The following is a 13,505-nucleotide window of genomic DNA, read 5'->3' as shown; positions in this document are numbered from 1 at the left end:
TCAGCCCGGGCCGACTTCGAAGGTGAACTCGTGGCCGCCGATGCGGATGCGGTCGCCGTTGGCCAGGATGGCGCTGCCGCGGATGCGCTGGCCCTGCACCTCTACCCCGTTGGTGGACCGCAGGTCGGTGATCATGAAACCGGTTCCGGTGTCGGTGATGACGGCGTGGTGGCGGCTGACGTCGGTGTCGTCGAGGACGACGTCGTTGTCGGTGAAGCGTCCGATCCGGGTGGTCGCGCCGGTCAGCGGGTGAGCCCGCCCGGTCTGGTCGATCAGCCGGGCGAGGGCGGATTCGGCCAGTTGGATCCCCGCGGTCGTCGACTCCTGCTTGTAGGCGCCGCGCTTGTGGGTGGTCAGGTCGGCCCGCCGCAACCCCAACGGCTCCTGCCGCAGGATCCGCTCGTGCAGCGCGCTCACGGTGCGGCCGGGGTCGATGCCGAGCCCCTCGGCCAGAGCCGTCTTCAGCCGACGGTAGGCGCCGAGCGCGTCGGACTGCCGCTCGGTGACGTAGTAGGCGGTGATGAGCTGCGCCCACAGCGGTTCGCGGTAGGGATGCTCGGCCGTCAACGCCTCCAGCTCGCCGATGACCTCGCCGGCGCGTCCGCAGGCGATCTCTGCCTCCGCGCGGGCGGTGTGGGTGGCCACGTTTTCTTCCATCAGCGCGGTGGCGAAGGCGTCGACGAAGGCGTAGTCGCGCAGGTCGTCGAGCACCGGCCCGCGCCACTCGCCCAGCGCCAGCGAGAAATGCCGGCTGGCGTCCTCGAAGCGTCCCGCCGCGGCGGCCTGGTTTCCCGCGAGCTTCGCGGCCATGAAGCGCCCCAGGTCGCAGTCGGCGTCGGCGACGCTGAGCTGGTATCCCGGCGGGGCGCTCGCCAGCACCTGGTACGGGTCGGCCCCGGCGTCGCGCAGCAACCGGCGCAGGTTCGAGATGTGGGCCTGGATGCTGGTGCGCGCGGCCGGCACCGGATCCTCGTCCCACACCGCGTTGATCAAGGAATCGACGGAAACCGGCCGGTTGCGGTTGATCAGCAGCATGGCGAGGACCGCCCGTTGCTTGGGCGCCCCCACCGGCACCCGCACCCCGTGGCTGGTCATCAGCAACGGTCCCAAGACGCCAAACCCGAGACCTGTGTTCGTCATCGCGCAGCCAGCCTCCTGGGTTATCGGGGCCGTTCTTGAAACGAGAGTCTATTTCGCAGCCCGGGCGCGGCAAATTAGCGCGCCGTCAAGGCGGCCCTGCGTCCGAACCGCACCAAGCAGCGTCCCTTACGATCGAGCCTCGTGCCCCCCGACCGGAATGAGCGATCGCTGCGCGTCCCGCGGCTGATCGCCGTAGTCGCGGGTCTCGCGGGTCTGCTGCTGTGCCTCGTCGTCCCGCTGCTTCCGGTGAGGCAGACGACGGCGACTGTGCTGTGGCCCCAGGGCGTGGCCGACGGGCACGTCACGCAGATCACCGCCCCGCTGGTGTCGGGGGCGCCGCGGGCGCTGGACATCTCGATCCCGTGTCCGGCGATCGCCACGCTGCCGCCCAGCGGCGGATTGGTCGTCTCGACGCTGCCGGTCGGTGGCGTGGACACCGGCAAGAACGGGCTTTTCGTGCGTGCCGACAAGGACATCGTCGTCGTCGCGTTCCGCGACACCGTGGCAGCGGTGGCCAAGCGCGCGGCCGTCGCCGCCGGCGCCTGCAGTGTCCTGCACGTGTGGGCCGACGCGGGCGCGGCCGGAGCCGATTTCGTCGGCATCCCCGGCGCGTCGGGGACCCTGCCCTCGGAGAAGAAGCCTCAGGTCGGCGGCATCTTCACCGACCTGAAGGTGCAGCCGCAGCCGGGACTGTCGGCCCGCGTCGACGTCGACACCCGGTTCATCACGGCGCCCACGACGCTCAAGACGCTCGTGATGGCCGTGGGGACCCTGGCGGTCCTGACCGCCATCGCGGCGATGGCGGTGCTGGATCGGCGCGGCCGGCTGGCCCGGTATCGCCCGCGTTTCCATTGGGTCCGCGTCGGGGCCGCGACCTGGCTCGCCGACGTCGGCGTGATCGGAACGCTGCTGGTCTGGCACGTCATCGGCGCGACGTCGTCGGACGACGGCTACAACCTGACCATCGCCCGGGTCGCCCCGAAGGCCGGGTACGTCGTCGACTACTACCGCTACTTCGGGACGACGGACGCGCCGTTCGACTGGTATCTCGCGGTGCTGGCCAAGCTGGCCGCCGTCAGCACCGCCGGCGTGTGGATGCGGCTGCCGGCCACACTGGCCGGGATCGCCTGCTGGCTGATCATCGGCCACTGGGTGCTGCGGCGGCTGGGGCCCGGCCGCGGCGGCCTGGCGGGCAACCGGGTGGCGGTCTTGACCGCCGGTGCGGTCTTCCTGGCCGCCTGGCTGCCGTTCAACAACGGCCTGCGACCGGAGCCGATCATCGCGCTGGGCGTGATCGTGACCTGGGTGCTGGTGGAACGCGCCATCGCACTGGGCCGGCTGGCTCCGGCGGCGGTCGCGATCATCGTCGCGATGCTGACCGCGACGCTGGCTCCGCAGGGGCTGATCGCCGTCGCCGCGCTGCTGACCGGGGCCCGGGCCATCGCCCAGACCATCCGGCGCCGCAGGGCGACCGACGGGCTACTGGCCCCGCTGATGGTGTTGGCGGCGTCGCTGTCGCTGATCACCGTGGTGGTGTTCCGCAGCCAGACGCTGGCCACGGTCGCCGAGTCGGCGCGGATCAAGTACAAGGTCGGCCCGACGATCGCCTGGTACCAGGACTGGCTGCGCTACTACTTCCTCACCGTGGAGTCCAACCCCGACGGGTCGATGGCGCGGCGCTTCGCCGTGCTGGTGCTGCTGCTTTGCATGTTCGTCATGCTGGTGGTGCTGCTGCGCCGCGGCCGGGTCCAGGGTGTGGCCAGCGGACCGGCATGGCGGTTGATCGGCACCACCGCGGTGGGCCTGCTGCTGCTGACGTTCACGCCGACCAAGTGGGCCGTGCAGTTCGGCGCGTTCGCCGGGCTGGCCGCCCCGCTGGGTGCGCTCACCGCGTTCGCGTTCGCCCGCATCGGGCTGCACAACCGCCGCAACCTGACGCTGTACGTGACGGCGCTGCTGTTCGTGCTGGCGGTCGCGACATCCGGGGTCAACGGCTGGTTCTACGTCGGCAACTACGGGGTGCCGTGGTGGGACATCCAGCCCGTCATCGCCAGCCACCCGGTGACGTCGATGTTCCTGACGCTGTCGATCCTGACTGGGCTGCTGGGCGCCTGGCAGCACTTCCGGATGGACTACGCCGGGCACACCGAGGTCAAGGACAGCCGGCGCAACCGCGTGCTAGCCTCCACGCCGCTGCTGGTGGTGGCCACGATCATGGTGCTGGGCGAGGTCGGCTCGCTGGCCAAGGGCGCGGTGGTCCGCTACCCGCTCTACACCACCGGCAAGGCCAACCTCGCCGCGATCACGTCGGGCCTGTCGACAACCAGCTGCGCCATGGCCGACGACGTGCTGGCCGAGCCCGATCCCAATGCCGGTCTGCTGCAACCGGTTCCGGGGCAGACGTTCGGGCCGGACGGACCGCTCGGCGGCCTGAACCCGGTCGGCTTCAAACCCGAGGGGGTGGGCGAGGACTTGCGGTCGAACCCCGTGGTCACCAAGCCGGGGGTGGTGAATTCCGACGCCTCGCCGAATAAGCCCAACGCCGCCATGAGTGACTCCGCCGGCACCGCCGGCGGGAAGGGCCCGGCCGGAATCAACGGGTCACACGCGGCGCTGCCGTTCGGCCTGGATCCGGCCCGCACCCCGGTGATGGGCAGCTACGGCGAAAACTCGCTGGCCGCGACCGCCACGTCGTCCTGGTACCAACTGCCCGCAGATTGGAAAGAGCACATCCCGGCCCAGCCGCTGGTGGTGGTGTCGGCCGCGGGCGCCATTTGGTCGTACAAGGAGGACGGCACCTTCACCTACGGCCAATCGCTCAAACTGCAGTGGGGCATGACTCGCCCCGACGGCAGCACCCAGCCGCTCGGCGAGGTGCAGCCGATCGACATCGGCCCGGAGCCGGCGTGGCGCAACCTGAGGTTCCCGCTGGCCTGGGCGCCGCCGGAGGCTAACGCGGCACGCATCGTCGCCTACGACCCCAATCTGAGTTCCGAGCAGTGGTTCTCGTTCACGCCGCCGCGCGTGCCGGTGCTACAGACCCTGCAGCAGCTGATCGGGTCGCAGGCCCCCGTGCTGATGGACATCGCGACCGCCGCCAACTTCCCCTGCCAGCGGCCGTACTCCGAACACCTTGGCGTGGCCGAACTTCCGCAGTACCGCATCCTGCCCGATCACAAACAGACGGCGTCGTCGTCCAACGGGTGGGAGGCCAGCGAGACGGGCGGTCCGTTCTTGATCACCCAGGCGATGCTGCGCACCTCGACGATCTCGACCTACCTGCGCGGCGACTGGTATCGCGACTGGGGATCGGTCGAGCAGTATCACGCGCTAGTGCCGGCCGATCAGGCGCCGGCAGCCATCGTCGACCAGGGCGTGACCACCGTTGGCGGCTGGAGCCGCCCCGGACCCGTCAGGGCGCTGCCATGAGCGTCACCGACCACGAACGCTCGGTGGCCACCCCGGCGGCGGACGCCGTTCGGGACGTGCGGGTGACGCGCTGGGTCGCGACAATCGCGGGCCTGATCGGTTTCGTGCTGTCGGTCGCCACGCCGCTGCTGCCCGTCGTGCAGACCACCGCGATGCTGAACTGGCCGCAAAACGGTCAGTTGAACAACGTTACGGCGCCGCTGATTTCGCTGACGCCGGTCGACGTGTCGGTGACGGTGCCGTGCTCGGTGGTGCGTAGCTTGCCGCCCGAGGGTGGGGTGGTGCTGAGCACCGCGCCCAAGAAGGGTAAGGACGCCGCGCTCAACGCGCTGTTCGTGGTCGTCAGCAGCCAGCGCGTCGACGTCACCGACCGCAATGTGGTCATTGCCAGCGTGCCCCGTGACCAGGCGGCGTCGCCGCAATGCCAGCACATCGAGATCACGTCGACGCTCGCCGGCACGTTCGCCACCTTCGTCGGGTTGACCGATCCGGCGGGCAAGCCGGTGCGCGGTGGTTTCCCCGATCCCAACCTGCGCCCGCAGATCGTCGGGGTGTTCACCGATCTGACCGGTCCGGCCCCGCCCGGCCTGCGGTTCTCGGCGACCATCGACACCCGGTTCTCCACCACGCCAACGACTTTGAAGCTGGCCGCGATGGTGCTGGCGATCGCGTCCACGATCGTCGCGCTGATCGCGCTGTGGCGCCTCGACCAGCTCGACGGCCGGCGCATGCACCGGTTGATCCCCACGCGCTGGCGCAAGTTCACCCTCGTCGACGCCACGGTGATCTTCGCCTTCCTGCTATGGCATCTGATCGGCGCCAATTCCTCCGACGACGGCTACATCCTCGGCATGGCCCGGGTCGCCGATCACGCCGGCTACATGTCCAACTACTTCCGCTGGTTCGGCAGCCCGGAGGACCCGTTCGGCTGGTACTACAACCTGCTGGCACTGATGACCCACGTGAGCGACGCTAGCCTGTGGATGCGGCTGCCCGACCTGGTCGCCGGGCTGGTGTGCTGGCTGCTGCTGTCGCGTGAGGTGCTGCCGCGGCTGGGGCCGGCGGTGACGTCCAGCACCGCCGCCAACTGGGCGGCCGGCATGGTCCTGCTGACGGGGTGGATGCCGTTCAACAACGGCCTGCGTCCCGAGCCAATCATCGCCGTCGGTTCGCTGATCACCTACGTGCTTATCGAGCGCTCGATGTGCGCCTCCCGGCTAACGCCGGCGGCGTTGGCCGTCATCACCGCGGCGTTCACGCTCGGCGTCCAGCCCACCGGCCTGATCGCGGTGGCCGCCCTGGTCGCCGGCGGCCGACCGATCCTGCGGATTCTGGTGCGCAGGCATCGCGTGGTCGGCACCTGGCCGCTGGTGGCCCCGTTCCTGGCGGCCGGGTTCGTCGTGCTCACCGTGGTGTTCGCCGACCAGACGCTGTCAACGGTGTTGGAGGCCACCAGGATTCGCACCGCGATCGGGCCCAGCCAGGCCTGGTACACCGAGAACCTGCGCTACTACTACCTGATCCTGCCCACCGTCGACGGCTCGCTGTCGCGCCGGTTCGGCTTCCTGATCAGCGCGCTGTGCCTGTTCACCGCCGTATTCATCATGTTGCGGCGCAAGCGAATTCCGAGGGTGGCCCGCGGCCCGGCGTGGCGGCTGATGGGCGTCATCTTCGGCACCATGTTCTTCCTGATGTTCACGCCCACCAAGTGGGTGCACCACTTCGGGCTGTTCGCCGCGGTGGGCGCGGCGATGGCCGCGCTGACCACGGTGCTGGTTTCGCCGAAGGTGCTGCGCTGGTCGCGCAACCGGATGGCGTTCACGGCCGCTGTGCTGTTCCTGCTGGCGCTGTGCTTCGCCACCACCAACGGCTGGTGGTACGTCTCCAGTTACGGTGTCCCGTTCAACAACGTCATGCCGAGGTTCGCCGGAATCAGCGTCAGCACGGTCTTTTTCGTGCTGTTCGCAATCACGGCGATCTGGGCTTTCTGGCTGCATTTCGCGTCGCGCGAACACGGCGAGGGCCGCCTGGCGCGCGCGGTGACGGCCGCGCCGGTGCCGATCGCGGCCGGATTCATGGTGCTGGTGTTCATCGCCTCGATGGTCGCCGGCATCGTGCGTCAGTACCCCACCTACTCCAACGGCTGGGACAACTTGCGCGAATTCGCCGGCGGCTGCGCGCTGGCCGACGACGTGCTCGTCGAGCCGGACAGCAACGCCGGCTTCATGGCGCCGCTCCCGGGCGACTACGGCCCGCTCGGCCCGCTCGGCGGCGTCAACCCAACGGGGTTCACCCCCAACGGCGTACCCGACCACACCGTCGCCGAGGCGCTTCAGGAGACGTCGGTGCCGCAGCCCGGCACCGATTACGACTGGTACGCCTACGACTGGCGCGCGCCGACCAAGCTGAAGGCCCCGGGCATCAACGGGTCCCTGGTTCCGTTGCCGTACGGCCTCAACCCCGACCAGGTTCCGCTGGCCGGCAGCTACACCACCGGCGCCCAGCAGCAGAGCAGGCTGACCTCGGCGTGGTATCAGCTGCCCAAGCCCGACGACGGGCATCCCCTCCTGGTCGTGACCGCGGCCGGGACCATCGCCGGCAACAGCGTGTTGCACGGACACACCAGCGGTCAGACCGTGGTGCTCGAATACGGCCGGCCCGGCCCCGGCGGCGAGATCGTGCCGTCCGGGCGGCTGGTGCCCTACGACCTGAACGGCGAGCAGCCCAAGGCGTGGCGCAACCTGCGCTTCGCCCGGGACAAGATGCCCGCCGACGCGGTCGCGGTCCGGGTGGTCGCCGAGGACCTCTCCCTGACGCCGGACGACTGGATCGCGGTCACCCCGCCGCGCGTGCCGGAACTGCGGTCCCTGCAGGAGTACGTCGGCTCGTCGCAGCCGGTGCTGATGGACTGGGCGGTGGGGCTGGCGTTCCCGTGCCAGCATCCGATGCTGCACGCTTACGGCGTCACTGAGATCCCGAAGTTCCGCATCACGCCGGACTACAACGCCAAAAAGCAGGACACCGACACTTGGGAGGACGGCGTGAACGGCGGCCTGCTGGGCATCACGGACCTGCTGCTGCGGGCCCACGTGATGTCCACCTACCTGTCCCGCGACTGGGGCCGCGACTGGGGCTCGCTGCGCAAGTTCGACACCATCGCCGACGCGCATCCCGCGCAACTGGACCTGGGCACCGCGACCCGTAGCGGGTTGTGGTCGCCGGGACCGATCCGAATCAAGCCGTGATTAACGGTTTTAAGGTCGCCCCGCCATTAATTTGCCATTAGTCAAATAGTGCGCCCGGAATTTACGTTCGAGTAATTCCGCAGCAAATGTTTAATTTCGTGCGTCGCCGGTCAATAACTACTCCCCCTGTGAGGTAACTAACACAACCGTTAAAAAGGTGACCCGATGCACACGCTGACCCGCTTAGGGACATTTACCGCGGCGATTGCCATCGTGATCTCCCCGGCAGCGACATTCGAAATCGCCGCCGCGACTGCCGAAAGCGGCACCCGGGTCGCTCTGGACAGCTCCGAGCGGCGTTGCGATTTCAGCCTGGTGAGCACGGCGCCGACGGTGCCGCGGCCGCTGCTTGGTGACGGTTCGGCCGTAATAAGCACCTCGGGGTCAAGGGCCATCGCTCAGGTACACGTGACGGTTTCCAACGAGCCGGGCACCCACTTCGACGTCGGCCTGATCCAGGAGCCCCGCCCGTCGTCGGCGACCTGTGGTCCCGGTGACCCGGGCACCGCGTTCAGCGGAATGGACACCGACGCGGCCGGCAACGCCACGGTCACCGTCGCGGACAGCATTCGGCCGGGCACGACGGGCGTCTGGGTGATTGTCGAGCGGGCAAACCCGAACTCGCAAAACCCGGCCGAGTTCTATACGTCAGAATTCCTAGCGCCGGTATAAGCCCTTTCGGCCGGGCTCTTGTTCGGCCGCGCTGACGACGAGCGCGTCGGAGCCGGGAAACACCGTGGCCACGTGGCCGCTCGTCCAGTGCACCACGTACGGCGGTGCGCCGTCGGCGCCGCGCACCTCCGTGATTTCGCCGCGCTGATCCGCCAATTCGGTCGTCGTGCCCTTGATCACGAGCCAGTCACCTACATCGGCTTTCATCATCGACCTCCCTGATCGCTGACCGACTAAGTCCGATGGTGCCGATCATGCGCCGCGACCGGCCTTCAGGGAAGGGGCAGCGGGGACGAACGCCCCGGACGGACGGGACTTCCGTCCCTATCTCCGCGCCGCGCCGGATGGTCCGATACAGGAGTCTGGAACGGAGGCACGATCATGGATGCTTCAACGCAGGCTCGGACGCGGCTGTTCGCCCGCGCGCTCGGTCCATTCCTGGTCGTCGCCGATGCCACGGCCGTGGCCCGGGCCTCCGACATGCAGGCGCTGCTGTCGCAGTTCGAGGCGAATTCGCTGTGGACGTGGGTGACCGGCGCGTTCATCCTGCTGTTCGGTCTCTTCGTCGTCGCCGCGCACCCGTACTGGCGCGGCGCCGCGGCGATCACCGTCTCCCTGCTGGGGTGGCTGATCACCCTGCGCGGACTGCTCCTGTTCGCCTTTCCCCACGCTTTCGTGACGGCGGCCAACCGGATGATCGGCGAGCAAGGCTGGTGGGTGGCGGCCTGCGTGGTCTTCGCACTGGTCGGGCTGTATCTGACCTACGCCGGCTGGGCCCCGGTCGCCGACAAGCCAAAGCCACAAGCGGCCGCGACGAACCCCGATCTCCGGCGCGCCGCGTGACCGAGCACGCGCCCGACGAAACGACGGGGCATCTCGCCTCGCCGCTGCGCACCGACGATTTCGACGCGGTCGCCGAGGCGGTGGTGGAGGACATGCAAACGCTGCAGAGCGGCGTCGGCATGCTCATCGTGAAGCGGGGCCCCAACGCCGGTTCGCAGTACCAGCTGGATCGTCCGGTCATGTCCGCCGGCCGGCACCCCGCCAGCGACATCTTCCTCGACGACATCACCGTCAGCCGCCGGCACGCCGAATTCCGAAGGGAGCACGGCAAATTCCGCGTCGTCGACCTGGGCAGCCTGAACAAGACCTACCTCAACCGCAAGCCCGTCGACACGGCGGTGCTGACCAACGGTGATGAGATCCGGATCGGCAATTTCCGCCTGATTTTCGTGGCGGGACCGGCGCCGGGGTAATACCGTCGCGGCATGAGCGAATACGACCCGCAGTACGGGTCAGAGGGCGTCGACCGGCTGCCGTTCTCCACCGAGGAAAAGTCGCGGCGCTACCGGACCGAGAACTACCGAGGCGCCGTGGGCTTGAATTGGTATCGCACCGATCCGACCCTGCAGTTCACGATGGCCTACTACCTGCGGCCCGACGAATTGGCCGTGGTGGAGCCCCATTTGGCGAGCATGGGTGAGCTGATGGGCGGCCCGGTGGCGCGGTGGGCCGAGGAGACCGACCGCAACCCGCCGCGGCTGGAGCGCTACGACCGGTGGGGACACGACATCAGCCAGGTGGTCATGCCGGCGTCGTTCACGCAGTCCAAGCGCGCCGTGCTGGACGCCCAGCAGGCCCTGCGCAGCGACGCGCGGGCCGCCAAGGTCAGCTCGGGCCTGGCCCTGTTCGCGTCCAACTACCTGCTCAACCAGGCCGACATCGGGATGGGCTGCGCCCTGGGCACCGGAGGCGGCATGGTCCAGTCGCTGGTGGCCGCCTACGCGCCGGCCGACGTGCGCGAGCACGTGCTGGCCAAGTTCGCCTCCGGTGAGTGGGCGGGTGAGACGGCGCAGTTGCTCACCGAACGCACCGGCGGGTCCGACCTGGGCGCGCTGGAGACGACGGCGACGCGCGCCGGGGACGCGTGGATCCTCAACGGGTTCAAGTGGTTCGCGTCCAACTGCGCGGGCGAGGCGTTCGTCGTGCTGGCCAAACCGGAAGGCGCCCCGGACAATTCGCGGGGCGTCGCGAATTTCCTCGTGCTGCGCAACCGCCGCGACGGCTCGCGCAACGGGGTCCGGGTGCGGCGGCTCAAGGACAAGCTCGGCACCCGGTCGGTGGCCTCGGGCGAGGTCGAGTTCGTCGACGCGGAGGCGTTCCTGCTGTCCGACGAACCCAGCTCGGACGCGGGGCCATCCGACGGCAAGGGGCTCGGCCGCATGATGGAGCTGACCAACGCAGCGCGCCTCGGCATCGCCCTGTTCGGCCTCGCCAATGCCCGTCGCGCCCTGGTGGAATCGCTGTGTTACGCCCGGCAGCGGCACGCGTTCGGCGGGGCGCTCATCGACAAGCCGCTGATGCGGCGCAAGCTCGCCGAGATGATCGTGGACGTCGAGGCCGCGCTTGCGCTCGTCTTCGACGGCACCGGCGCCGCCAACCATCGCCAGCCCCGCGGCATGCGCCAGCGCATCGCGGTGCCCGTCACCAAGCTCAAGGTCTGCCGGCTGGGCATCACCGCGGCGTCCGACGCGATCGAAATCCACGGCGGCAACGGCTATATCGAGACGTGGCCGGTGGCCCGGCTGCTGCGTGACGCCCAGGTCAACACGATCTGGGAGGGTCCCGACAACATCCTGTGCCTCGATGTGCGGCGCGGCATCGAGCAGTCCCGCGCACACGAGACGCTGCTGGCGCGGCTGCGCGACGCGGTGTCGGTTTCCGACGATGACGAGACGACGCGTCTGGTGGCCGGGCGCATCGAGGATCTGGACGCGGCGATCACGGCGTGGAGCAAGCTCGACCGGGAGGTGGCCGAGGCGCGGCTGTTCCCGCTGGCCCAGTTCATGGGCGACGTCTACGCGGGCGCGCTGCTCACCGAGCAGGCGGCGTGGGAACGGGAGACCCGCGGCGGTGACCGCAAGGCCCTCGTTGCCCGGCTGTACGCCCGGCACTATCTCGCCGACCGGGGTCCGCTGCGCGGCATCGAGGACGAATCCGACGAGGCGCTGGAGCGGTTCGAGGAACTTCTGGATGGCGCGTTCTCGCCCTGATTCATAACGCGGCGGGCGCCAGCAGTTGGGCCGTCGCCTCCCACAACCGTGCCTCCCGCTCGGGGTCCTGCGCGAACGGCTCGACCTCGCGCTCTTGGGTTTTGACGACGAACGCTCCTGCTCGCAGGTGCGCCCAACGCTCGTCGAGGACGATCGACGCGAGCACCGGACCGGACCGGGTTGGCGACGACACGCCCGGGATCCGCTCGATGACGCGTCCTACCCGTTGCATGGTGCGGCCATGCGCTCTGCTGATCCCGGTGCCCGGCATGAATCCCGGTTCGAACACGCTCACCGATACGCCGGGGTTCCCGGCGTCGATGCGGCGCTGCAATTCATGCGCGTAGTACAACAGCGCGAGTTTCGAATTCGAGTAGGCGGTCCCGCTCTGCTCGAAGGTCGAGGACACGTCGGGGGCGGTGGGCTGGGCAAGCTCGAGCGGATCGCGCCAGTGCGCCGGGGGAACGCGCAGCATCCGCCGAAAGACGTTCTGGTGATAGGTGTTTGACCCGACCAGCACGATGCGGGCGGGGACGACGAACGAGTCGAGGAGGTCACCGATGAGCTGGGCGTGGGCGAGGTAGTTGACCGCGAAGGTCAGTTCGTATCCGTCCGCGGACGCGCGGTGGGTATCGGCGACCATTAGGCCCGCGTTCGCCACCAAGCCGCGCAGCGGGCGCACCACGCCCCCGGCCAGCGCGTCCTTGACCGCCCGCCCCGCCTCGCGTACGTCGGACAGCCTGGCCAGATCACAGCCGATGTCATGGACGGTCGCACCGGTAGCCCGGGCCGCGTCGGCGACGTCGGTCAGCGCGCGGCCGGGCCTACCGACCAGCAGCAGGTCGGGGCGCTCCGACGGGGGGCGCCCCGCGATCGCCAACGTCGCCGCCTTGCCCAGTCCTCCGGTCGGGCCGGTGATGAGCACCGTGCCCAATTTGCTCGAGTTCATGGTGTTCAGTCTCGGCCGGTTTCGCAGCGGGAGGTAGTCGTCCCGTTTTCGTAGGACTACCAGTGCCAGGAAAAGTCCTTTCCCGGGTCGCCGTCGTCGCGCAGAGTGGGGAGATGGCCTCGTGGGAGTTTGGGCGGACGGTGCGTCACTGGCGCGACCGCGTCACACCCTCGGCCGTAGGCGTCCCCGTCGGCGGCCGGCGACGCGCGGCGGGGCTACGCCGAGAAGAGCTCGCGGCGCTCGCCGGCATCTCGGTGGATTACCTGACCAGGCTCGAGCAGGGCCGGGCCACCTCGCCCTCGATCCAGGTGGTGGAGTCACTCGCCCGGGCCTTGCGGGTCTCCGACCCCGAGCGCGACCTCTTGTTCCGATTGGCGGGGCACGCCGCCCCCGGGCTCGACCTGGTGTCGTCCCGCGTTCCGCCGAGCCTGCAACGCATCCTCGATCGCCTGGCCCACACCCCCGTCGCCGTCTACGACGCCACCTGGACCCTGCTCATCGCCAACGCGCCGTACGACGCCCTGATGGGCCCGACGACGACCTGGCGGGGAAACGAGCGAAACAGCTTGTGGCGCAACCTCACTGACCTCGGCACCCGGGTCGTGCACAGCTCGGAAGAGAAGGCTCGACTCGAAGCCACCCTGGTTGCCGACCTGCGGCTTACCGCGGCACGGTATCCCGCCGACAAGCGGTTGAAGCAGCTGATTCGCGACCTGGCCGCGCACAGCCCGCGCTTCGTCGAACTCTGGGAATCCGGCGCGCCGGCACCGCCGCAAGACTTGGGCCGGCGCAAGGTCATCGAGCACCCTGATGTCGGCCGCATCACGCTGGACTGCGACACACTCATGGTCGCGGCCGACGACACTCGCATCATGATCTACACGGCCGAACCCGACACCGAGGACGCCGAGCGCCTTGCCTTGGCGATCGTCCTCGGCACGCAGTCGCTGATCGACTAGCTTGCGCTGGCGCTCTAGCGTCACCCGCGAGCAGACGCAGAATCGCACGATTTCGCAA

At 69.2% G+C, this 13,505-nt stretch carries 10 protein-coding genes; 7 read left to right on the top strand and 3 right to left on the bottom strand.

Going from position 1 to position 13,505, the window contains the following annotated elements; all coding sequences use genetic code 11:
* Positions 1–1,140 (bottom strand): BTAD domain-containing putative transcriptional regulator, encoded by a 1,140-nt coding sequence (locus AC5Y4S_RS27975; RefSeq protein WP_500035803.1) that lies wholly within the window; start codon positions 1,138–1,140, stop codon positions 1–3.
* A gap of 141 nt (positions 1,141–1,281) precedes the next feature.
* Between AC5Y4S_RS27975 and AC5Y4S_RS27970 the strand changes: the two genes are divergently transcribed.
* From AC5Y4S_RS27970 to AC5Y4S_RS27960, 3 genes are all read left to right on the top strand, one after another.
* On the top strand, positions 1,282–4,569 hold the full coding sequence (locus AC5Y4S_RS27970; protein WP_500035802.1) for an arabinosyltransferase domain-containing protein: 3,288 nt from the start codon (positions 1,282–1,284) through the stop codon (positions 4,567–4,569).
* On the top strand, positions 4,566–7,814 hold the full coding sequence (locus AC5Y4S_RS27965) for an arabinosyltransferase domain-containing protein (protein WP_500035801.1): 3,249 nt from the start codon (positions 4,566–4,568) through the stop codon (positions 7,812–7,814). The genes AC5Y4S_RS27970 and AC5Y4S_RS27965 overlap by 4 nt, the downstream gene beginning before the upstream one ends.
* 165 nt (positions 7,815–7,979) lie before the next feature.
* Positions 7,980–8,486: a hypothetical protein gene (locus AC5Y4S_RS27960; RefSeq protein WP_500035800.1), complete on the top strand. Its 507-nt coding sequence runs from the start codon at positions 7,980–7,982 to the stop codon at positions 8,484–8,486.
* Here the strand turns inward: AC5Y4S_RS27960 and AC5Y4S_RS27955 are convergent.
* Positions 8,472–8,693: a DUF1918 domain-containing protein gene (locus tag AC5Y4S_RS27955; RefSeq protein ID WP_500035799.1), complete on the bottom strand. Its 222-nt coding sequence runs from the start codon at positions 8,691–8,693 to the stop codon at positions 8,472–8,474. The two genes, AC5Y4S_RS27960 and AC5Y4S_RS27955, sit on opposite strands and share 15 nt — an antisense overlap.
* 174 nt (positions 8,694–8,867) lie before the next feature.
* Here AC5Y4S_RS27955 and AC5Y4S_RS27950 point away from each other — a divergent pair, with 174 nt between their 5' ends.
* Genes AC5Y4S_RS27950 through AC5Y4S_RS27940 form a run of 3 tightly spaced genes read left to right on the top strand, consistent with a single transcriptional unit; the run spans position 8,868 to position 11,539 of the window.
* Positions 8,868–9,329, top strand: coding sequence for a hypothetical protein (locus AC5Y4S_RS27950; protein ID WP_500035798.1), 462 nt, complete (start codon positions 8,868–8,870; stop codon positions 9,327–9,329).
* Positions 9,326–9,742 carry an FHA domain-containing protein gene (locus AC5Y4S_RS27945; protein ID WP_500035797.1) on the top strand — a complete coding sequence of 139 codons (417 nt, stop codon included), beginning with the start codon at positions 9,326–9,328 and terminating at the stop codon, positions 9,740–9,742. Before AC5Y4S_RS27950 ends, AC5Y4S_RS27945 begins: the two co-directional genes overlap by 4 nt.
* 12 nt (positions 9,743–9,754) lie before the next feature.
* Positions 9,755–11,539 (top strand): acyl-CoA dehydrogenase family protein, encoded by a 1,785-nt coding sequence (locus AC5Y4S_RS27940; protein ID WP_500035796.1) that lies wholly within the window; start codon positions 9,755–9,757, stop codon positions 11,537–11,539.
* Position 11,540: 1 nt separating this feature from the next.
* Here AC5Y4S_RS27940 and AC5Y4S_RS27935 read toward each other — a convergent pair whose 3' ends face one another.
* Positions 11,541–12,488 (bottom strand): SDR family NAD(P)-dependent oxidoreductase, encoded by a 948-nt coding sequence (locus tag AC5Y4S_RS27935; protein WP_500035795.1) that lies wholly within the window; start codon positions 12,486–12,488, stop codon positions 11,541–11,543.
* A 62-nt stretch (positions 12,489–12,550) separates the two neighbouring features.
* On the opposite strand from AC5Y4S_RS27935, the gene AC5Y4S_RS27930 reads away from it, so the two are divergent.
* The gene (locus tag AC5Y4S_RS27930) at positions 12,551–13,447 is read left to right on the top strand and encodes a helix-turn-helix transcriptional regulator (RefSeq protein ID WP_500035794.1); all 897 of its coding nucleotides are present in this window, start codon (positions 12,551–12,553) and stop codon (positions 13,445–13,447) included.
* Positions 13,448–13,505: the final 58 nt, after the last annotated feature.

It is taken from the genome of Mycobacterium sp. NGS64 (assembly GCF_059812245.1).
The sequence above is the reverse complement of the archived record's forward strand: the minus strand, read 5'-3'. Positions and strand labels throughout refer to the sequence as shown.